14 protein-coding genes are annotated in these 22,577 nt (G+C 33.8%); 12 read left to right on the forward strand and 2 right to left on the reverse strand.

Going from position 1 to position 22,577, the window contains the following annotated elements:
- Positions 1-177: 177 nt before the first annotated feature.
- On the forward strand, positions 178-633 hold the full coding sequence (locus tag QZ659_RS04955; RefSeq protein ID WP_291722774.1) for a hypothetical protein: 456 nt from the start codon (positions 178-180) through the stop codon (positions 631-633).
- Positions 634-684: 51 nt separating this feature from the next.
- Here QZ659_RS04955 and QZ659_RS04960 read toward each other — a convergent pair whose 3' ends face one another.
- Entirely contained in the window at positions 685-1,728 is a 1,044-nt protein-coding gene (locus QZ659_RS04960; RefSeq protein ID WP_291722777.1) for an NAD-dependent epimerase/dehydratase family protein, read from the reverse strand.
- A gap of 246 nt (positions 1,729-1,974) precedes the next feature.
- Entirely contained in the window at positions 1,975-2,436 is a 462-nt protein-coding gene (locus QZ659_RS04965; RefSeq protein WP_291722780.1) for a hypothetical protein, read from the reverse strand.
- A 215-nt stretch (positions 2,437-2,651) separates the two neighbouring features.
- Between QZ659_RS04965 and QZ659_RS04970 the strand changes: the two genes are divergently transcribed.
- The 11 genes from QZ659_RS04970 (at position 2,652) to infB (ending at position 22,520) form a co-directional block, all read left to right on the forward strand.
- Positions 2,652-3,764, forward strand: coding sequence for a glycosyltransferase (locus tag QZ659_RS04970; protein ID WP_291722783.1), 1,113 nt, complete (start codon positions 2,652-2,654; stop codon positions 3,762-3,764).
- A 131-nt stretch (positions 3,765-3,895) separates the two neighbouring features.
- Positions 3,896-5,062 (forward strand): PP2C family protein-serine/threonine phosphatase, encoded by a 1,167-nt coding sequence (locus QZ659_RS04975; RefSeq protein ID WP_291722786.1) that lies wholly within the window; start codon positions 3,896-3,898, stop codon positions 5,060-5,062.
- 140 nt (positions 5,063-5,202) lie between these two features.
- Positions 5,203-5,862, forward strand: a complete 660-nt coding sequence (locus QZ659_RS04980; RefSeq protein WP_291722789.1) for a redoxin domain-containing protein — start codon at positions 5,203-5,205, stop codon at positions 5,860-5,862.
- A gap of 46 nt (positions 5,863-5,908) precedes the next feature.
- On the forward strand, positions 5,909-9,769 hold the full coding sequence (locus tag QZ659_RS04985) for a PAS domain S-box protein (protein WP_291722791.1): 3,861 nt from the start codon (positions 5,909-5,911) through the stop codon (positions 9,767-9,769).
- Between the two features lie 48 nt (positions 9,770-9,817).
- Positions 9,818-10,216: a response regulator gene (locus QZ659_RS04990; protein ID WP_291722794.1), complete on the forward strand. Its 399-nt coding sequence runs from the start codon at positions 9,818-9,820 to the stop codon at positions 10,214-10,216.
- A gap of 126 nt (positions 10,217-10,342) precedes the next feature.
- Positions 10,343-13,306: a PAS domain S-box protein gene (locus tag QZ659_RS04995; RefSeq protein ID WP_291722797.1), complete on the forward strand. Its 2,964-nt coding sequence runs from the start codon at positions 10,343-10,345 to the stop codon at positions 13,304-13,306.
- A 20-nt stretch (positions 13,307-13,326) separates the two neighbouring features.
- Positions 13,327-15,087 (forward strand): ATP-binding protein, encoded by a 1,761-nt coding sequence (locus QZ659_RS05000; RefSeq protein WP_291722800.1) that lies wholly within the window; start codon positions 13,327-13,329, stop codon positions 15,085-15,087.
- The gene (locus tag QZ659_RS05005) at positions 15,080-16,846 is read left to right on the forward strand and encodes a sensor histidine kinase (RefSeq protein WP_291722803.1); all 1,767 of its coding nucleotides are present in this window, start codon (positions 15,080-15,082) and stop codon (positions 16,844-16,846) included. Before QZ659_RS05000 ends, QZ659_RS05005 begins: the two co-directional genes overlap by 8 nt.
- A 153-nt stretch (positions 16,847-16,999) precedes the next feature.
- Positions 17,000-17,602: a ribosome maturation factor RimP gene (gene rimP / locus QZ659_RS05010; protein ID WP_291722805.1), complete on the forward strand. Its 603-nt coding sequence runs from the start codon at positions 17,000-17,002 to the stop codon at positions 17,600-17,602.
- Positions 17,603-17,664: 62 nt separating this feature from the next.
- Positions 17,665-18,915: a transcription termination factor NusA gene (gene nusA / locus QZ659_RS05015; RefSeq protein ID WP_412728038.1), complete on the forward strand. Its 1,251-nt coding sequence runs from the start codon at positions 17,665-17,667 to the stop codon at positions 18,913-18,915.
- Positions 18,916-19,433: 518 nt separating this feature from the next.
- The gene (gene infB / locus QZ659_RS05020; protein ID WP_366935845.1) at positions 19,434-22,520 is read left to right on the forward strand and encodes a translation initiation factor IF-2; all 3,087 of its coding nucleotides are present in this window, start codon (positions 19,434-19,436) and stop codon (positions 22,518-22,520) included.
- The last annotated feature ends 57 nt before the right edge of the window (positions 22,521-22,577 follow it).

Consider the following 22,577-nt stretch of genomic DNA (forward strand, 5'->3'; position numbering starts at 1 on the left):
TAATCTACGCACCTAATTTGAGTTCTGGTGCTTGAATTAGGTGTTTTTTTAAAAGAGACTAGGACATGCTATCGTCGTTGAAAAGTCGTTGTCAATGAGAAGTTAAGTTTCCATATCTCAAAGATGGTATTGACCTCGTTTTATGGTAGAATAAATAGTTTTATTTGATGAAGTATTATGAAAACAAAACTTCCCTTGCTTATTCCAATCATTATCTTATTTAATAGCTGTGTTTTCGATGATTCGTTTGATGTAGCACTTCTTGACGACTTTAAGAGTTTTCAAAAAGTTATTCAAGATAATCCAAGTCAAATTAAGGATGAGTATGGTTGGATAATTGAGTCAAACTTTGATAGGTTATTTGACTTTACAGATGAAAATTTTAAAAATAAATTTATAGAACTTTATAAACAGAATAAAATAACAAGAATTGAAGTTCTGAATGAAAAATGTATCTCTTTTAGAATCAGACCCAACTACAACAACTCATTCTTAAAGTCAGAGTGGAAAGAATTATGGGTTATTTATAACGGAGAGTGTGAGTGTGTTTGTCTAGACAAGGCTAATGCCTTAGAAATTGAAGATAATTGGTATAAAATAATAACAACAAAGAAAAGATATATAGGTGGATAAATCGATCTTTACAAGTTTGATGCACTACCCAGCATTTTATGTGGGTAAAATTTATCTATAGCTCTCCCCAATCCACTCCACTGTTTCATCCAACATTCTAAATTCTACATCTAATTTTACTTTTATTTTCTGATTAGAATGTGTAACAGTTCTGTCGGCAGCTTCTAAAGAATCTTTTGTAATGATGGGCGAGCTTCCACTCACAAAACTCCACGCTTTGGCAAGTCTCCAACCGTATTTCTTTACCCAGTTCGGTACTGGCTTATGAGGAGGTTTTTTATTGAGTGCTTTTGCAATTTTGGGCATAAGTTCAGAGTAAGGAACTGTTCCTCCGTTCAAAATATAGCGTTCGTTATGAAGCTCTGATTTATCTAAGAGCGAAACCGTCATTTCAGCTACATCACGCACATCTACAAAGTTGCTAAAACCTCCTCCGTAGTACGCTTTTTCACTTTTTATGTACTCTATAAGTGCTGTACTGCTTCTTCCATTTTCATCATAACCCAAAATAAATGATGGATTAACTATTACTACATCAAGTCCTTCGGCTTGCCCTCGCCATACCTCTAACTCTGAAAGGTGTTTTGTAAAAGCATACGCACTAAAACCAGTATATTCGGGTGTCCAGCGTGCTTTTTCGTCTATAAAAGTAATTTCGTTTATTTTCCCATTCGCCTCTATTTTTATATTCTGACTTTGCTGTGAGGCAAGAGGCTGTCCTAGTGCAGCTACCGAACTTATCTGACAAAAAAGTTTGACATCACTTGCCAAAGCTGCATTAATCATATTTTTTGTTCCTTCTACATTGGTAACGTGCATTTTATTCTTATCTCTAGGGTCAAAAGAAACAATAGCAGCTCCGTGAATCACTCTATCTATGTTTTTCATTATCTCATCCAAAAAAACAACATCCAACAAGTCGCCATCTACCCACTCTAAAATTGAAGTTGGGTAATCTTGAAGTTTTGTAGATATTTTGCTGTTTTTTCGCTTGAGAGCAACAATTTTAATATCCTTATCTTGATTTTCACTTATTAATTCTTCTACTAAATAACTTCCTAAAAAACCTGTTGCTCCTGTGATAAAATAATTCATCTTTGAATAATGATTAGTGATAAATGATTAATGAATTTCGTAAATACGATTTTATTCTAATCAATTAATGATGAACAAAACTACAAAATTTAGAATCACTATCTTTCGAAAATATATTTGTCTTAATTCTTAGCTTGGTAAAATTTGAACTATTCTTTAATTATCCATTAGTTTATTTATGGTCTGCTCTAGCAAGACTGAGCTAATAAACTAAGGTCAGTAACGATAACTGTAATAGGTAAAATATTATTTATACTTATCAAAAACCTTTTCTAATTCTTCTATTTTTTCTCTAATTTCTTGACGACAGCAATTACCTGTTCTTTTCCATTCTACTGTCGTCTCTTTTTCTTCCTCAGTTATGATTATTGAAATTGGAAATAATAGATAATCACAAGGAGTAGCATAAATGGTAGAGTCAATTTCAGCTTGATAACTCTTCAATTTTTCTGTTGGAATATTAGAAATTTTTTTGACTATCAGCTCATCATTCAATTCAACTATTTTAGTGGTATTAAAAATATTGTTTTCGAAGTTATAGCAGGTATCAATTTCGATTTTCTCATTTGAGATACGAAAAGCAATACGTTTACAATCTCTGTTACTGTATTCTCCACTTACAATGATTATACTCCTGTTGTCTGAATATTCACTAAAGTTTAGAAGTATGAAAAATGGTGTTAAGAAGGCAAAAATCAGTAATTTCATAGTTATATTGGATTTTATAAAAATATAGTTGCCAAGTAAATATACACGAAATGCCTATCTGTATCAATCCAATTTTTTGAGTCTTAACGTTTTGTAGATAACATTAAAGTTGTTTCGTTTTTTTTAACAGAGTGATATTAAGTAATATGCTCAACTGCCATTAAATACTATAATTTTTTAGTAGTTTGGAAGAAAGAATTTCTTATTATTAGTTTATGAAATACATACTTTTTTATACCGTCAATGGTTTGGGGCTAGGACATCTTAGCCGTTGTTTGGCGATTGCTCGGCAACTCAAAAAGCAGGATGATTCGCTTGTACCTCTATTTTTTACAGCTTCGGAAGGCTCTCATTTGCTCTATCAAGAAGGATTTGCTTATTATAAAGTCCCTAGCAAGACGATAGCCAGAGAATCCAAACTTTTAAAACGTAACTTAGCCCTTTCTTATTCTGAAATATTGACTTCGCTCGTCAATACGTATCGTCCTGTGGCATTGGTAGTAGATACATTTCCACTTGGTTCGCTCAACGACTTGCTTTCTGTGTTGGGTTTGCCTCTAAAATGGAAAAAGTTTTTTATTCATAGAGAACAAATGAATATGAACAAAGAAAAAATAGCAACACAGAATTTTTATGACTACATCATTGCGCCTCATAGCGAAGGAAGTGCAGAAATTCCTGTTCCAGATTCGAAGAGAGATGATTTGTTTTGGAGTAATGAGATTTTGATACGAGAAACATCAGAACTACAAACTAGAGAAGAAATTAGAAAAAAGTTAGGCGTATCAGAAGATGAAAACCTACTTTTAGTTAATTTGGGAGGTGGAGGAGATGCCACAACACTTAAAAATTATGAACAGATTTTTGATTTGATTTTGAACTCATCTTTTTTGGAGGAAAAAATACGTTTGTTTGTACCAAAACCACCTTTAAACGTTTCAGATGCGCTTCATCAGCTCTTCTCAACACTGCCCTCTTCTGTTATTCTACAAACACACTATCCACTCATGGAACTGATGCCTGCCTTTGATTGTGCTATTTCAGCGACAGGCTACAATACATTTCATGAGCTTTTGGCTTGTCAAATTCCAACGATTTTCATTCCCAAATCAAGAGGTTACGACGACCAATATAGCAGAGCCAAACGAGCTTTTGATGCAAAGGCTGCTTTGTTTTTGGAAGAAAATCAAATTCAAGCCGAACTCATCACAACACTACAAACGCTATTACACAAAAAAACAGAACTCTCTCAAAATGCCTTATCTTTTCTCAAGACAGATGGAGCAAAGCGAGCAGCACAATTTTTGATAGAAAAAATAAAGAGTTAAGTCTAAAAGTGAAAGCAAGTTGTTTTATTTTATTGAAAAATAGCAAATAGTTTTCTATATTAAAGGGACATAACTGAGTAGAAGTATATCTTCTATCTCTCTCACAACTTACAACAACTATTTCTGTTATTATGGACAAAAAAGTAATTCTTTGTGTTGATGATGAACTTATTATCTTAAATAGTTTAAAACAAGAACTATCTGAACGTTTTGCTGAAACAATGATAATTGAAGTGGCAGAAAGTGGAGATGAAGGATTAGAAATTATTGATTTTTTTAGAGAAAAAGGCAAGGAAGTTGTTTTGATTATTTCAGATTATATCATGCCTCAAATGAAAGGAGATGAGTTTTTGATAGAAGCTCATAAGGTACTTCCCAATACAATGAAAATACTTTTGACAGGACAAGCAAGCCTAGAAGGAGTTACGAATGCTGTAAATAAGACAAATTTATACCGATATATCCCCAAACCATGGAAGACCAGAGACTTGATAATGACTGTTGAGGGAGCTATCGAAAATTATAATAAAGATAAATTATTAAAAAGTCAGAATAGACAAATACAATCTAGCATTCGATATGCAGAGCGTATTCAGTCGGCAGTATTACCTTCTTCTAAATACCTTTCAGAAGTATTTCCAAATCATTTTGTTTTTTACCAACCTAAAGATGTTGTGAGTGGAGATTTTTATTGGGCTAGGGAAGAAGGAAACAAGACAATTATTGCTGTGGCAGACTGTACAGGACACGGTGTTCTGGGGGCATTTATGTCATTGATTGGACATCAACTGCTTAATCGTGCTATTGTGGATAAAAAAATTTATTCTCCAGAAGAGATATTGAAAAATATGAACACTGCTATTAGAAACGTTTGGAGCGAAAAACAAGTTAATAGTCGTGAAGGAATGGAAGTCGCTATTTGTGTAATTGATAAAGAAGAAAAGAAACTTTCTTTTGCTGGGGCAAGAAGACCTATTTGTATAATAGAAAATGGTAGTCTTAACTATATAAAAGGAGATAGAGCAGGCATTGAAGGAAAAGAAAATGCTTTTTATAGCAAGCACGAGTTTGATTTGAGACCTAATACTCAAATTTATTTATATTCAGATGGTTACCAAGACCAGTTTGGAGGCATACAAAATAGGCGTTTCATGAGCAAAAACCTAAGAGATTTGTTTGTCTCAATAGAAAATAAATCATCAAAGGAGCAACTAGAAGAGATTGCTTCTACATTTACAGAGTGGAAAAGAAACTACGACCAGATAGATGACGTTCTTGTTTTAGGTATTCATTTATAATTTAACCTTAACTATATAATTTTAACTAATACAATTTTGAAAGAAACTGACACAAAGATAATTCTTCCCCTTAGCTCTAACCCAAAAAAATTATCTACAAAATCAGTCATTAATTCCCTTTTTATGATACCCCTTAAAACATGGAAGATTTTAAAAATTCTAAATGGTTTCAACGGTTAGCTCTTGCTACTTGCTTTGGGCTAATAGTTGCTGTTTTTGCTTCTTTTTGGTGGCAAGAATGGCAATACCTTCTTCCTACTCCTATACCCGATGGATACCAAGAAGTTTTTGTAGGTAAGCAGATACCACAAGATGTTATCTTACAAGTTACGCAAACTCAAAAACAAAACAACGCTCAAAAGAAACCTATTTTTCTACACTTTTTTAGTCCTTTTTGTCCTTGTTCTAAATTTAATATTGCACATATTAATTATCTTGTTGAAAGATATGGAAATGAAATAGACTTTTATGCTATCATATTCAATGATTCAGAATATGAAATGGAATTTATTGATTTTTCTGAAAAATATAATATTCCTATTCCGACTATCTTAGACCAAAACAACACCATTGCTGCTTCTTGTGGAGTATATTCAACCCCACAAGCTGCCATCATAACTAGCGAAGGGAAACTATTTTACAAAGGGAATTACAATATCAGTAGATATTGCAACAACCGAGATACTAATTTTGCCGAACAAGCTCTAGGCGCACTCTTAGAAGGAAAAAATCCTCCAGATTTTGGAGAATTAGCTAACAAAGCATACGGTTGTGAGCTACCAGAAGACTATTTTCAATAAGGCAAAAATACTACTCCAAAAACACTCGTAAAAAAAAACACATAACATGAAACATAGAACTCCAACCTTATCCCCTACTCTAGAAAGACCAAAGTTTTATACTTTAGAGTTAGAAACTTATTTGGAGCAGGTACAAGAAAAAGCTGATAAAATCTCTGATAAGTTTGTAGGTGTGTTCTTTATTTTAGGACTATGCCTTATGCCAATATATGAAACATGGACATTTACGATTGCCAACAGTCTAATAATTGCAGCACTTTATATGATAGCTCGCCTTGGACTTACTAATAAATCTATTTCTAGAATGGTAATTAGTGTAGTGTATGCGATTTTTATGCTTCAATTTATTGGTCAAATGCACGGCATGGCAGAAATGCACTTTTTCTTTTTTACCAATATTACATTATTAATAATCTATCAAGATTGGAAAATAATGATACCATACGGTGTCCTGACAATTTTGCATCACGCTCTTTTGGCGTACATACAAGTAGTATATGATATGCCTGAACTTGCAAAATATTTTATTACTTATGGAGGAATGGATTTAGATGGAACTACACCCAATGTAACTTTATTTCAGTTATTTTTTCATTTTGGGTTAGTCGTACTAATGACGTTTGTGGCAGCTTGGTGGACTATTATTTTTAGAGAAAATAGTATTCGTCTTATGGAAAAGCAGTTTGAAGCACAGGCTCAAAATGAAGAGTTACGTTCTTCGGAAGAAGAGTTGAGACAGAATGCAGAAGAATTACAAAGTACAAACGACCAAATGCATGTCATTCAAAGAGAAATAGAAGAAAAACAAAAGTTATTGAACCGTGCTGAAAAATTAGTGGGCTTGGCAAGCTATGAAATTGATTTGACTACGCAAAAATTAACACACTCTGATAACCTACCTTTTATCTATGGCGAAAATAAGCTAAAAGATATGAAAAGAGTAATTGAGATTGCTCATCCAGAAGATGTTTATAAAGTAGTAAATATGCTACAAGATGCTGTACAAGGAAAAATAGAGAATTACGATATTTCATATCGTTCGAAAGGAGAACAGTTTGAGGAATACAATCACTACAGAGCAGTCGGAGAGCTGATTAGAGATGCTATGGGCAATCCAGAAAAGTTAGTAGGAACAGTTCAAGATATTACAGAAAGCCTAAAAAAAGAAGAATACAACCAACTTTTGACTACTCTTATTGATAATACAGCCGATGCAATGCAGGTTGCTACCACAGATGGAAAATTTATCTACATGAATAAAGTAGGATTAGGACGTTTAGGACTGGAAGGAGAGGATATTACCAATTATACTACTGCTGATATTGAATCTGTTTTTAAAGAAGAAGGAGTTTGGGAAAAACATGTAGAAGAAGTAAAGGCTGTCGATACATTTAAACTACAAAGTAAGAATATTGATAAACGCACTGGTAAAGAGTTTCATGTTGAGGTTTCAATAAAACATACAGAAGTCAATGGAAAAGGATTTATGGTGGCTCTTTCTAGGGACACAACCGAACAGCAAAAAAGAGAACAGGAAGTAAAGACTAAAAATGAGCAACTGCGAGCATCAGAAGAAGTGTTGCGTAAAAACTATGAAGAGCTTCAGACAACACAAGAAGAACTACATCGCCAAACACAGCGTTTAGAACAAATTTTTGATGGTGTACCTGCCATGATTTATCAGTTCAAGATGGAAAAAGATGGGCAAATGTCGCTCCCAGTAGTAAGTAAGGGGGCAGAAGCAATCTATGGTTGCACCTCAGAAGAACTTATGAACGATGTTAGCTTAATTTTATCTTGTGTGCCAGCAGAAGATATAGCTATTTTTCAACAAAGTTTGGCAGAGTCAGCCCAAAACCTTACCACTTGGAATAATGACTCAAGAGTAGTAATAGACGGGAAAACAAAATGGGTCAGAGGAAACTCCAAACCTGTAAAAAATGATGATGGTAGTATTACGTGGAGTGGAATTATCCAAGAAATAACTAAGCAAAAAGAACTGGAAGAAGCTATAAAAGATAAAAACTTAGAGTTACAAGCCTCAGCAGAAGAACTACGCCAAAACTATGAGCAACTCCAAAACACACAAGACCTTGTCAGTAATGCCTTTGCAGAGCTAGATGCTCAATTTACGGCTATCAGTACAACTCTTGGATATGTTGAAATGAATACAGATAGAAGTGTAGAACGAGTAAATAAATTATTTGCAGACTGGTTGGGTTACACTGTTGAAGAGTTACAAGGGCATAAACACATTGAGTTTATTCCAAATAATGAAGAAGACTTATTAAAATACGAACAACTTTGGGAACGACTAAGAACTGGCGAGACGGTTACAGAAATATTCAAAAGAAAAGCCAAAAACGGAGAAGAAGTTTGGCTTTATGGAGCATACTGCCCTGTCAAAGATAAAGACGGAAATATTTTCAAAATTATTAAAGTAGCTTCCAACTATAATAGTCAGAAAGAGTATGAAGACAAAATCAAGGCAGCCAATTATAGATTACAAAATCTTATCGAAAATGTAGGCGATTTAGTGTTTTTGTTAGATACTAACTTTGTCTTAAAGCAATATTATGCATCTTCAGATAAAGATTTGCTACTAAAACCTCAAGACTTCTTACAAAAGAAGATTACAGAGTTAGGTTTTCCTGATAAATCTTTACAGAAAATATTGGGAGCTTTAGAACAAACTATGTTAAATAAAGAAAAGGCAACAGTTGAATATAAATTAGAATTACCACACGGAACAGAATGGTTTAGTCTAATAGCCTCTCCTATTTTAAATGAAGAAAAAGAAATTGATGATATTCTATGCGTAACTCGTAATATAACGTATATCAAAAAAACTGAGTTAGCCGTACAGAAGCAAAACGAGTTATTATCCCAACAAAAAGAAAATATAGAAAAAGCTTTTAATGAACTTCAAACTACCCAAACCCAGCTTATTCAAGCTGAAAAAATGGCAAGTTTAGGACAGCTTATTGCCAATATTGCACATGAAATAAATACACCTTTGGGAGCAATTCGTTCGTCAGCTATGAGTATTGAAGAAATTTTAGGAAAAACTTTGCCTCAATTGCCTTCATTCATAAAACAGTTAGATGATGATTTACTGCATAGCTTCAACGAGTTTGTAAATGAATCTATTCAAAAAACAGACTTACTCTCCACCCGAGAAAAACGTACATTTAAGTACGACTTGATAGAACAATTAGAGGGCATGAAGATAGATAATGCAGAAAGGTACGCTGATTTGATTGTGGATATGAACATGCATAAGGAAAGTCATCTATTTGTTCCTTTTATGAAAAGCGATAATACAGAAGAAATACTCAAAACAGCCTTTAACTTGTCCTCTATTGTCCGAAGCAACAAAACCATCAGAACAGCTACAGATAGAGCAGCTAAGATTGTTTTTGCTCTTAAAAATTATGCTCGCCAAGACCAAACTGGAGAAAAAGCAAAGGTTAATATCAATGAGAGTATAGAAACTACGCTTACTCTGTATCACAACCAAATCAAACATGGTATTGATGTTACAAGAGATTTGGATGAAATCCCTGAGTTTATGGGATATCCAGACGAACTTGTGCAAGTATGGACAAACATTATTCATAATGCACTACAGGCCATGAACCACAAAGGACGTTTGTTTATTCAAAGTAGCGTGCAAGGCAACAACGTCTTAGTTGCTATTCAAGATACAGGAGGAGGTATTCCAAAAGAAGTACAGGGGAAAATATTTGACGCTTTCTTTACTACTAAAGCAGCAGGACAAGGAAGTGGCTTAGGGTTAGATATTACTAAGAAAATTATAGAAAAACACAATGGAAGAATTTGGTTTGCCTCCTTAGAAGGAGTTGGAACTACGTTTTTTATAGAAATTCCCCTTACAAATAATTAAGAACTACTTACTTATTAAAATATCCACAAATTATTCTAATTATATATTATGGCTAAAAAAAATAAAGCGATTCTTTGCGTCGATGACGACCCAATGATACTGATGAGCTTAAAGCTCCAACTCACACAAAGTTTTGATGGTCAGTTTGTCATAGAAACGGCTGAAAGTGGGGAGGAAGCACTAGAACTCATAGAGTTTTTGGTAGATAGAAATATAGATACACTCCTTATTATTAGCGATTGGCTGATGCCAAAAATGAAAGGAGACGAACTACTCGTACAAGTAAAAGACCGTTTTCCGAAGGTAGGGCAAATTATGCTCTCTGGGCAAGCCGAAAATGATGCTGTTCAAAATGCCTTTAAAAACTCTAATCTAAAGTATTTCATTTCTAAGCCTTGGAATAAGCAGGATTTAATTGATAAGGTAAATGAAGTATTACAAAATTAGAAACACTACTGCAACTCAATTTCTGATAATCTATTTGTGTAGATTATCAGAAATTACTCATTAAAGTATTTTAATCAGAATATTTGATAAAGAATATAAAAGACATTCTCTACTTCCTTTCTACTCATGAATAATAATGTAACCAAAACTATAAAACGCTTAGAGATTGCCTATATCACAGCAATTAGCTTTGTCGCTATAGCTTTGATTATTGGTCAGTTCGTAACACAAAACTTTTTTGATAATCAAAAAGATGATGCGAAGGTAATTAATATTTCAGGTAGGCAGCGTATGCTAAGTCAGAAAATCACAAAGGAAGCTCTGATCTATTACAACAATAATTTAGATAAAAATCAGCAAGACATCTTGCTCAATACTTTCCAACTTTTTGAAACTTCTCATCTCAACTTAATTAAAAAGTCTAATTCATTTGGTTTTTCAGAGCATTACGAAATATCCCCAAAAATAAACTCATACTATGATAGTTTAGATATTTCTTTTCAAAAATTAAAGGAGAATATCAGTGTTCTTACAAGACAAAATGTAGATAGCTTGTCTAAAAAAACAGCTCTCAATAACATTTTAGAGGCAGAAAAAGAATTTTTGCCCATCATGAACCGAATTGTTTTTGAATATGAAGCTGAAGCAAATGTAAAGCTAGATTTGCTTAGAAGAATAGAAATTGGAGTAGTAACATTGTCTATTCTTGTCCTACTTATTGTAGTCTTTCTGATTTTCCGTCCTGTTGTTAGAAAGACCAAATCATCTATGATGCAAGTTGTAGAAATGAACAATGATTTAGAGGCTACAAATGAAGAACTTACATCAGCAGAGGAAGAACTTAGACAAAACTTGGAAGAACTAAAAACTTCTCAAGAAAATCTGATGAATTTGCAAGCAGAGCAGCAGAAGTTTATCAGTTTGGTAGAGCATGTAGATGCTTTTATTGCTATTACTAGCTTAGAAGGTAAAATAAAATACCTCAATGCAGCAGGCAAAAGAATGACTGGACTAGATGATGAGTATGAAGACAAAATTATTACTAATTTTTATGACGATGAAATTTTAAAGAAAGTCATAGAAATAGCTACCCCTTCTACTTTAGAAAACGGCGAGTGGAACGGAGAGTGCAACATTGTAAACACAACCACAAGTGAAGTCTTTAATACATTAATAAGTACCTTCCTACTCACAGACTCTCATACGCAAAAACCTACTGCTAGAGCTATCGTTCAAACAGACATTACAAAACGTAAAAAAGTAGAAGAATACCAAAAATTGCTACACACTCTTATCAATAATATTTCTGATGCTTTACAGGTAGCAACTAAAGACGGGAAGTTTATCTATATGAATGAAGTAAGTCTAAACAGACTTGGCTTGGAAGGTAAAGACATAACAAAATATACTGTTGCTGATATAGAACCTGCATTTAAAGAAGATGGAGCTTGGGAAAAATATATAGAAGCTGTAAAGGCAGCAGGCACATTGGTTGTAAGAAGTAGAAATATTGATAAAAAAACAAACAAAGAATTTCCAGTAGAAGTATCTGTCAAATATGTAGAGATAAATGATAAAGGATTTATGGTAGCTATCTCTAGGGATATAACTGAACAGCTAAACAAAGAGCAAAGAATTCAGCGTCAGAATGAACAACTGAAAATTATCCAAGAGTATTTACGTCAGAAAACACAAGAATTAGAAGTCATAAATATTGCCTTAAATCAAAGCACTATACTTTCTATTGCTGATAAGAAAGGACACATTACAAAAATAAATGATAAATTCTGTAAAATCTCAAAATATACAGAAGCAGAACTCACAGGAAAAGACCATAATATCGTAAATTCTAATTATCATCCAAAAGAGTTTTGGCAGAAAATGTGGCAAACCATTACGAGAGGAAATACATGGAGAGCAGAAGTAAAAAATAAAGCAAAAGACGGTTCTATTTATTGGGTAGATACAGTCATAAACCCTCTTTTTAATGCAGATGGGAAGATTACAGGCTATTTGTCTATACGAAACTTAATTACAGATAAAAAACTTGCTGAGGAAAAGTTACTCCAACAAAAAAATGAAATAGAAAGTGCCTACAAGGAACTCAAATCTGCACAAAAACAGCTTGTTCAAGCTGAAAAAATGGCAAGTTTGGGACAGCTTGTTGCCAATATTGCACATGAGATAAATACACCTTTGGGAGCAATTCGTTCTTCATCAGTAAGCATTGAAACAGTTTTAATAAAGGTATTGCCTGCTTTGCCTAATTTTATTCAAGCACTAGATGAAACTACTTTATCTACATTCAATAAATTCTTGGTAAAATCTATACATAAAAGAAATACACTCTCTAGCCGAGAAAAACGAAGAATCAAATATAGTTTAGTAGAGAAGTTTGAAACACTAGATGTATGGGATGAGGAGTTTTATGCCAATTTGATAACTGATATGGGGATGTACGAAGAAAAAGAGCTGTTTATGCCATTATTAGATTCAAATCACCCCGAAGAACTCAAGAAGCAGATTTTTGAAATGCTCTCTGAACTCTCCATTGTTATCAGAAGCAATCATACTATCAAGGAAGCTACCAGAAGGGCTGCCAAAACGGTATTTGCACTCAAGAGTTTTGCTCGTCAAGAACATTCAGAGGAGAAACAAGAAGTACACTTAAATAAAACAATAGAAACCACTCTTACACTCTACAACAACCAAATCAAACAAGGGATAGATGTAATAAGAAAACTTGAAGACATTCCTACATTTTTAGGCTATCCAGATGAGCTTATGCAGGTCTGGACAAATATTATTCATAATGCTATTCAAGCCATGAAAGGCAAAGGAGAATTGTTTGTCTCTACCAAAAAACAAGACGATAAGGTAACAGTATCTATTCGTGATACAGGAAGTGGCATTCCAAAAGAAATACAAGATAGAATTTTTGAAGCCTTTTTTACCACCAAGCCAACAGGAGAAGGAAGTGGATTAGGACTAGACATCACTAAAAAAGTAGTTGCAAGACACGATGGAAAAATTTGGTTTGAAACCGAAGAAGGTATAGGAACTACGTTTTTTATAGAAATTCCATTGTAAAATAAATATCATGAAACAATATGAGTATATATCAAAAACTCATCGATAACGGAGTTTCACATTTAGAAACACAGATAGAACAAGAGGCAGGTCGTATAACAAATATGATGTTGTTAACAATGACCTTTGCTACTTTTGGAATAGGCATAGCATTTCTCATTTTCGCAATTCCCAAAAGTATTCTTTATGGCATATTAGCTGTGCTTTTTGCTGGTGTAACAGGACTTTTACTTAACAGACTAGGTTTCTTTAAGAGTAGTAAGTTCATATTTCTGATGACATTTAATTTGGTAGGTCTTTACATCTCTCTGAAAATCAATTTTGGAGATTATATTCTTTTCATATTAAATCCTTTACTTATTGCTCCTTTTCTTATTTTTACTCATAAAGAAAAAGTATGGAAATATTCATTGATAGCCTTGCCAATGCTATGTTATTCATTTTTATTTTATACAGATTTTACTGTATCTACCTTAAAAAAAGTAGAGATTCCAGCAGAATTATTATCTATCATTCAGATAAACGATATAATTACTGTATCTTTTATGATAGTAGCATTAATACAAGGCTTCGTTTATGCTATCAATAGACAACAGGCAGAATTGAAAAAGAGTATAGAAGCGTTAGAAGAAAAAAATAATCTCATAGAACATCAACAAGAGGAATTACAAAACCAAAACGAAGAACTCCAAACCTCTGAAGAAGAACTCAAACAAAACTTAGAAGAACTCAATGCTACACAAGAAGAGCTACGCAGACAAAAAGAAGAGGTAGAACAAGCCTTTCTACAACTCAAAACTACACAAAAACAGCTTATTCAGTCTGAAAAAATGGCAAGTTTAGGTCAGCTTGTTGCCAATATTGCTCACGAGATAAATACGCCTCTTGGTGCTATTCGCTCTTCGGCAGGTAATATTTCTAATAACTTTAAAAAAAATCTATTAGAACTTGCTAGAATAGCAGAAACTGCCCCCATAGAAACATCAGAGCTATTTATTGAACTTTTAGAAAAATCTAGCGACAAACTTGACCTTCTCACAACAAGGGAAAAAAGAAAAATACGTTTTGCATTATCTGATAGGTTAGAAAAAAAAGGAGTAGAAGAAGCAGAAAATTATGCTGATATACTTGTTGAGATGGGAATGCAAACCGAAGAAGACTTGTTCATCAAGTTACTCAATTCCACCAATGGAGAAAGACTGATTGATATTGCTTTTCAGCTTTCCAATATTATTAAGTGCAATCAAACTATTCAAACAGCCACAAACAGAGCAGCCAAAATTGTCTTTGCACTTAAAAAATTTGCTCGTCAAGACCAAACTGACAAAAAAACACCTGTTAATCTAAATGAAAGCATAAATACCACTCTCACACTTTATCACAACCAAATAAAACATGGCATAGATGTATATCAAAATTTTGTACAAACACCAACGTTTATGGGGTATCCAGACGAACTTATACAGGTTTGGACGAATATCATCCATAATGCCATTCAAGCTATGAAGGGCAAAGGAAAACTAATCGTTTCTACTCATAATGAGCAAGATAAAGTATTAATTTCTATAGAAGATACAGGTATAGGCATTGCGAAAGAAATTCAAGGTAAGATATTTGATGCTTTTTTTACAACTAAAGCCATTGGAGAAGGAAGTGGCTTAGGATTAGATATTACTCGTAAAATTATTGAAAAACATAATGGCAAGATTTGGTTCGAAACCAAAGAAGGAGTCGGAACTACTTTTTTTGTGGAAATACCTACAAACCTAAAGAATGAATGAGTTAAGAAAAGTATTGCGTCTTATTGTCTATGGCGATGAAAATAGACAATATCCAGATACATATTTTGAGGAACAAAATTACCAGTGTGCAAGGCTTTTGCCCCTTGTCAGTATTGTCTTTATGTTTATTTGGTTGGGTTACATTCCCTTAGATAGAGAACTGTATCCAAATGTAGAAGGAATTCTTTATTTAAGAGTAGGCTTATCAGTTGTTAGTATTATTACTTTTGGATTGTATTGGATTCCATTTTTTAGAAAAAATGCCATCTATTTGATGAGCATTTTGGGAGCGTATGCTGTTGTAAGTACAGCTATTATCACAGGACTTACAAAAGGAAATCCTTCATATATGGGAGGTTTTTGTATGGTCTTGGTTGCTTCTCTTTTTGTGCCTCTACGTATTGATGTATATTATTCAGTAATGCTCATTGCCCTACTTTCTTTTTTTGCTACTTTATCTATTTTGGATGTCAATATAATGGCAGATATCCCAAAATATAGTCTAAACGATTTGGTAAGTGCCGTTATTTTGGCTTTTATTTTTACTTTTTTAATGGACAGAGACAGACACTCTTACTATAAAAAATCAAAAGATAGAGACAAACAACGCAAACAAATACAACAACAAGCTCTCTTAATCCAAGAAAATAATAAAGAACTAAAACAGTCTGAACACGAACTCAAACGGAACCTAGAAGAACTAAAAACCACACAAGAGGAGCTAAAAAAACAAAAAACAGAGGTGGAAAATGCTTATAAAGAACTTCAATTTACCCAAAAACAGCTTATCCAGTCTGAAAAATTAGCTAGTTTAGGACAGCTTATTGCTAACATTGCCCACGAAATAAATACGCCTTTGGGAGCTATTCAATCTTCTGCTGAAGGTGTTGAGAGTATTCTTTTAGAGACTCTTCCAGAGCTTCCTACGTTTCTCAAAAAACTAGATGACCAAATTACACCTGTTTTCAACAAATTTGTAGAAAAATCATCTAAACAAACAGAATTACTATCGACACGAGAACAACGAAATGTAAAATATAAGCTGATAGACGAACTAGAAAGTTTAGGTTTTTCAAATATTGAGGGATACGCCGATTTGATTGCCGATATGAATATGCAAGATGAAAAAGAATGGATAATTCAGCTCTTACAAACTAAAAATAGAGAAGAAGTTTTCGAAACAGCTTACCAACTCTCTAGTATTATACGAAGCAATCAGACTATTAAAGAAGCTACTAAAAGGGCTGGAAAAACGGTAATTGCCCTCAAAAATTTTGCTCGCCAAGAGTATTCAGAAGAAAAATCAGAAGTAGATATTAATCAAAGCCTAGAAACGACATTAGTACTTTATCACAATCAAATCAAACACGGAATAGATATAAAGCGAAATTTAGATTATATCCCCTCTTTTTTAGGTTACCCAGACGAACTTATGCAAGTTTGGACAAATCTTATCCATAATGCGATTCAAGCTATGAAAGGTAAGGGAGAGCTTACCATTTCTACTCAAACAAATGACAATAAAGTGCTTATCTCCATAGAAGACACAGGAGGAGGAATACCAAAAGAAATCCAAAATAAGATATTTGATACTTTTTTTACTACAAAACCTATAGGTGAAGGAAGTGGGTTAGGGTTAGATATTACAAAAAAAATCATTCAACGACACGATGGCAAAATTTGGTTTGAGAGTGAGGAAGGAATTGGAACTACATTTTTTATTGAAATTCCTATTCATCAAAACAAAACAATTTCTTAAAAATTAAGGAGTTGCAAAACAAAACTCTTTTTCGTAATTTTGTAACCAATTAAAGAAAAAAAGAAATGGAAGGCAGAAAAAGCCTTCCATTTTCATTTTATTTGTGTTTTGTCTGTCTGAAAACAGATTTTTATTCATAATTCTCACTGGTATATGTCCGATTCAAAAACAGCACAAATCAATTCTATTAAAGAAAAAATAAGTGATTTTATTCAAAAAGCAACTTCCCCAGAAGCAACACAAGAAGGAAGTCAGATGGCTGAATATGCTTTATCACAACATATTTTTTTGTTAGAAACTCAAATTTCCAAAACCAGAACGCCAAAAATAGTCGTAATTATAGATGGAGATAATGGCGTCGGAATTGCTGACTGTGCCAACGTGAGCCGTAAACTAGGAGCTTACTTTGAAGAGGAAAGTCCATTTGGAAAAGATGAAAATGGAGAAGACAAAGCCTATAATTTGGAAGTTACTTCGCCTGGTATTGATTATGGTTTGCATATATTTAGGCAATATCCTCAACACGTAGGGCGTACTTTAGAATTTGAACTAAAAGATGGCACAAAAAAACTAGGAAAACTACAATCTATTGAAGAAACAGAGGTAGATGGAGAAATAAAAAAGGTTTTTCAAATTACAGAAGAATATCAAGTAGCTGAAGGAAAAAAAGGCAAACTCAAAACAAAATACAAACCTGCTACTATCAACTTTGATGAGGTCAAAGTAGCGTACGTACAAATATCATTTAAGAAATAATAAAATTTGACTTTTAATTAATTAAACAAGGTTTTAACCTTGTTTGAAGAATATATACAAAAATGAGCATAGAAACTACAACATTAATAGATTCGTTTGCAGACTTTGCAAGACTAAAGCGCATCGATCGTCCGACGATGATTCGTATTTTGGAAGATGTTTTCCGTACCCTTATTCGTAGAAAGTATCGTTCTGATGAAAACTTTGATGTCATTGTCAATATCGAAAAAGGAGACTTAGAAATTTGGCAATACAGAAATATCATTGATGATGATGAGCCAGAATACGACGAACAAACCGAAATTCGTTTGTCAGAAGCTCAAAAAATTGAGCCAGACTTCGAAGTAGGCGAAGATGTAGCCCAAGAAATAAAGATTGAGGACTTTGGACGCAGACTTGTCCAAACAGCTCGCCAAACACTTATCCAAAAGGTAAGAGATTTGGAAAAAGACTTACTCTATCAAAAATACAAGGAATACGTAGGAGAAATTGTTACGTGTGAAGTCTATCAAGTTTTGAAACGTGAGGTAGTCTTGCAAGACAGTGAAGGTAAAGAATTGAGTTTGCCAAAAGGAGAACAAATTCCTAAAGACCGTTTTCGTAAAGGTGATAGTGTTCGTGCTGTTGTTCATCGTGTAGAGATGCAAAATGGAAATCCAAAAATTATCCTTTCACGTACTGCACCATTGTTTTTGGAAAAATTATTCGAATCTGAAATTCCAGAAATTGAAGAGGGAACAATCGCAGTCAGAAAAGTAGTCAGAGAAGCTGGCGAACGTGCAAAAGTAGCTGTAGAATCTTTTGACGACCGTATCGACCCTGTTGGTGCGTGTGTGGGAATGAAAGGTTCTCGTATTCATGCTATCGTTAGAGAACTTTGCAATGAAAATATTGATGTTATCAATTATACAGAAAACTTAGAGCTCTTGATTTCTCGTGCGCTTAGTCCTGCCAAAACAAGCTCTATGAAAATAGATGAGGACAACAAGCGTGTAGCTGTTTTCTTAAAGAGAGACCAAATTTCATTAGCTATCGGAAAAGGTGGGCAGAATATTCGCCTAGCAGGAAAGTTAGTAGATTATGAAATTGACGTATTCAGAGAAGAAGCCATTGACGACTTTGAGGACGATGTGGACTTGTCAGAATTTAAAGATGCTATCGATGATTGGATTATCGATGAGTTTCATAAAGTAGGTTTCGATACAGCAAGAAGCGTATTGGAATACAACCGAGAAGACTTGATTCGTCGTGTAGATTTGGAAGAAGAAACGATTGATTTTGTCTTGGAAGTTCTTAAAAAAGAATTTGAATAATTATATAATTAGAAAGACCCTAAGAGTAGAAAATGCTTTTAGGGTTTGTATTTTCTTTCAAAAAATCCATAAAAACGAAATAAAAAATATTTTTTTAAGATTTTGGATTAATTTTTCTAAAAATTATCGTATTTTTGTATAATAATCTGTCTTTACTGATTTGAATCATCTACTTTTTTGTGTTTAGCTTATTATTTATAAAAAATAATGAGTGAGTAAATTCTAGGTAAAAACAAGATTACACAATAAAACATTTATATTCAGTATTATACATAAACTTAACATAGTTTATTCATCCAAACCCAATACCGTTTCAAAAAAAACTTAAATTAGTTTAAGAACAGACCCTCCTAAAATCACTAAAATCAAAAATCAATTTAGGAGTCAAAAGTAGGCAACTCATCATTTTTTAGAATTTTATTGACCTTTTTGGCATAAGTATATTACAAAAAAATAATTTTCAGAAGATACGTTAATAGTCGCCCCACAAAAAATTTATGGCAGAAAACAAAAAACAAATGAGACTCAGTCAAGTCGCCCGAAAGCTAAACATCGGACGCAATACTATCGTTGAGCATCTACGAAAGAAAGGACATGACTTGAAAGGCAACCCCAATGAGCCTATCAGTCAAGAAATGTATGCAATTTTGGAAAAAGACTTTGAATCTTCACTCAAAAACAGAAGAAAAGCATCTAATATCAAAATAGGAACTACTGCCTCAACAGGTAAAACTATTGATAAGGATACAAAGAAAAAGTCTAACAAAGAGGAAGAAAAAGAAGATACAGGGCAAGAAAAAGAATTAATTATAAAAGGAAATGTACAATCTAGCCCTGAACCTAAGAAGGAAGAAAAGAAGAAAGAACCAGAAACATTTACGACTGATTCTCATCAGATGAAGGTAGTTGGAAAGGTAGATTTAGATAAGTTTAAGAAACGCAAGAGTTCTACCAAAAAGAATACTAATACTGCTCAGAGCAAAACAACAACAACTCCAAAATCAGTAGAGAAAAAAGTAGAAAAAGTAGAAAAAACAACTTTTAAGAAAGAAGTAAACGATAAGAAAGAAGAAATCAAACCAAAGTCTATCGAAAGCAACTCTACAAAAGAGCCAGTAAATAAGAAAGTCAATACAGAGAGTGTAAAAGAAAGCCAAGAGAAAGACAAAAAGCAAGATAAGAAAGCTACTGAAAAGCCACAGATTAAGTCTGAAAAAACAACAATTTCAAAAGAAAAAGAGGTATCAAAAAAGCCATCTGAAAATATAAAAGCAGATAAGCCTGTAATTCCTTCTACTAAAAAGACAAAAGAAGAACCGAAAAAAGTAGTAGATGAAGAGGCAAATGATGACGAGTTTGTTTCCTCACAAGGAGATAAATTACCAGGGCTTAAAGTGGTTGGAAAAATAGATTTATCTTCTTTTTCTAAAAAGAAAAAATCTTCTTCCTCTTCTGATAAATCGGAAGATGGAACTCGCCGCCGTCGTCGTCGTCGCCGTCGTCGTAGAGGTGAGGGAGAAAGCTCTTCTGATAGTAAGCCACAAGATTTGACTAAGTTAAACACAAAAGAAAAATCTGGAGCTACAGCTGATAAATCAGATGCTGATTCAAGTAGAAGACGTAAGAAAAAACGTAAAGAACCTTCTGAAAAAGAAGTTCAAGACCAAATCAAGGCTACTCTTGCTCGTATGAACACAGGTTCTGGAAAAGGAGGTAGAGGTGGCAAAAAATCTAGTAGAAAAGACAGACGTGAGGCTCGTGAAAACGAACAAAACGAAGTACAAGAAGAAAAGAAATTACTCAATGTAACAGAGTTTATTCCAGCTAGTGATTTTGCTAACTTACTTGATGTATCTATCAATGAGCTTATCTCAAAAGGAATGGGATTAGGCGTAATGATTTCTATCAACTTGCGCTTAGATGCTGAACTAATTACACTTCTTGCTGACGAGTTTGGTTATGATGTAGAGTTTACATCTGCTGAGGAAGAAACAGAAGTAGTATTAGAGGTAGAAGACAAACCAGAAGACTTAGAACCTCGTGCGCCTATTGTTACCATTATGGGACACGTTGACCACGGAAAAACAACGCTTTTGGATAATATTCGTAAAGCAAAAGTAGCTGCTGGAGAAGCAGGTGGAATTACTCAACACATTGGAGCATACAATGTCGTCTTAGAAGAAGGAAAAGAACTTACATTCCTAGATACTCCAGGTCACGAAGCCTTTACAGCTATGCGTGCAAGGGGAGCAAAAGTTACTGACGTTGTAATTATTGTAGTAGCTGCTGACGATGGTGTGATGCCACAAACTAAAGAAGCCATCAATCATGCTCAACTTGCAGAAGTACCTATTATTATTGCTATCAATAAGATAGATAAAGAAGGTGCAAACCCTGATAGAGTAAAACAAGAACTTGCCGATATGAATGTATTGGTGGAAGAGTGGGGTGGAAAATATCAGTCGTATCATATTTCTGCGAAGAAAGGATTAGGTATAGATGAACTTTTAGAAGGCGTTTTATTGGAAGCTGAAGTATTAGAACTTAAAGCCAATCCGAATAGAAATGCCGTAGGAACTGTAGTAGAAGCCTCTTTAGACAAAGGACGTGGTTATGTGGCAACAACGATTGTACAAAATGGAACACTAAAAGTGGGTGATGTAATCTTAGCAGGTTCACACTTTGGTAAAGTGCGTGCCATGATAGACCATTTAGGAAAACGTTTGGATGAAGCTCCTCCTTCTATGCCAGTACAGATATTAGGTTTAGATGGTGCGCCAAATGCAGGAGATAGATTCAACGTAATGAAAACAGAAAGAGAAGCAAAAGATATTGCTACTCGCCGTGGACAAATTTTGCGTGAACAGTCTATCCGTGCTACCAAACGTCTTACACTTAGTGATATTCACAGACGACTTGCTATTGGTAACTTCCAGCAACTCAACCTTATCATCAAAGGTGATGTGGATGGTTCTGTGGAAGCATTGGCAGATTCATTACAAAAACTTTCTACTGATGAAGTGGAAGTAAATATTGTAATGAAAGGTGTAGGTCAGATTTCAGAATCAGATGTAAACTTAGCCATTAGTGCAGATGCAATTATTATTGGTTTCCAAGTTCGTCCGTCAAGAAATGCTCGTGCATTGGCAGACCGTGAGCAAGTAGAAGTTCGCCTTTATTCAGTTATCTATAAAGCGATTGAGGAAGTCAAGTCGGCTATTGTAGGTCTTCTTGCTCCGAAAATCGAAGAAGATATTGTCGGAACGGTTGAGATTCGTGAGACATTTAAAGTCTCTAAAGTCGGTACGATTGCTGGTTGTATGGTTACAAGTGGAAAAATCAAGCGTAATAACAAAATTAGAATTATTCGTGAAGGTATTGTTATTCACGAAGGAGAAATTAGTGCACTTAAACGCTACAAAGACGACGTACAAGAAGTCAAATCTGGATTTGAATGTGGTATTTCTATTAAAAACTATAACGATATTCAAGTTGGAGATGAGATAGAATCGTACGAAGAAAGAGAAGTAAAACGTACTTTTGAAGAACTCAAAAATACGAGTGCAACTCCTAAGAAGGAAAAAGAACAATCAGAAGCTAACTAAAATTAGCTTTCATATATATAACATAAAGCATTTCTATTTTTATAGGAATGCTTTTTT

Origin of the sequence: Bernardetia sp., from assembly GCF_020630935.1 — a bacterium.
Classification (GTDB): domain Bacteria; phylum Bacteroidota; class Bacteroidia; order Cytophagales; family Bernardetiaceae; genus Bernardetia.

Coding starts and splice junctions, on each gene's coding strand:
- nusA (WP_412728038.1), top strand. CDS start 17,665: ATGAGCATAGAAACTACAACATTAATAGATTCGTTTGCAGACTTTGCA.
- infB (WP_366935845.1), top strand. CDS start 19,434: ATGAGACTCAGTCAAGTCGCCCGAAAGCTAAACATCGGACGCAATACT.
- rimP (WP_291722805.1), top strand. CDS start 17,000: ATGTCCGATTCAAAAACAGCACAAATCAATTCTATTAAAGAAAAAATA.
- QZ659_RS04975 (WP_291722786.1), top strand. CDS start 3,896: ATGGACAAAAAAGTAATTCTTTGTGTTGATGATGAACTTATTATCTTA.
- QZ659_RS05005 (WP_291722803.1), top strand. CDS start 15,080: ATGAATGAGTTAAGAAAAGTATTGCGTCTTATTGTCTATGGCGATGAA.
- QZ659_RS04980 (WP_291722789.1), top strand. CDS start 5,203: ATGGAAGATTTTAAAAATTCTAAATGGTTTCAACGGTTAGCTCTTGCT.
- QZ659_RS04955 (WP_291722774.1), top strand. CDS start 178: ATGAAAACAAAACTTCCCTTGCTTATTCCAATCATTATCTTATTTAAT.
- QZ659_RS04990 (WP_291722794.1), top strand. CDS start 9,818: ATGGCTAAAAAAAATAAAGCGATTCTTTGCGTCGATGACGACCCAATG.
- QZ659_RS04960 (WP_291722777.1), bottom strand. CDS start 1,728: ATGAATTATTTTATCACAGGAGCAACAGGTTTTTTAGGAAGTTATTTA.
- QZ659_RS04970 (WP_291722783.1), top strand. CDS start 2,652: ATGAAATACATACTTTTTTATACCGTCAATGGTTTGGGGCTAGGACAT.
- QZ659_RS04985 (WP_291722791.1), top strand. CDS start 5,909: ATGAAACATAGAACTCCAACCTTATCCCCTACTCTAGAAAGACCAAAG.
- QZ659_RS04995 (WP_291722797.1), top strand. CDS start 10,343: ATGAATAATAATGTAACCAAAACTATAAAACGCTTAGAGATTGCCTAT.
- QZ659_RS05000 (WP_291722800.1), top strand. CDS start 13,327: ATGAGTATATATCAAAAACTCATCGATAACGGAGTTTCACATTTAGAA.
- QZ659_RS04965 (WP_291722780.1), bottom strand. CDS start 2,436: ATGAAATTACTGATTTTTGCCTTCTTAACACCATTTTTCATACTTCTA.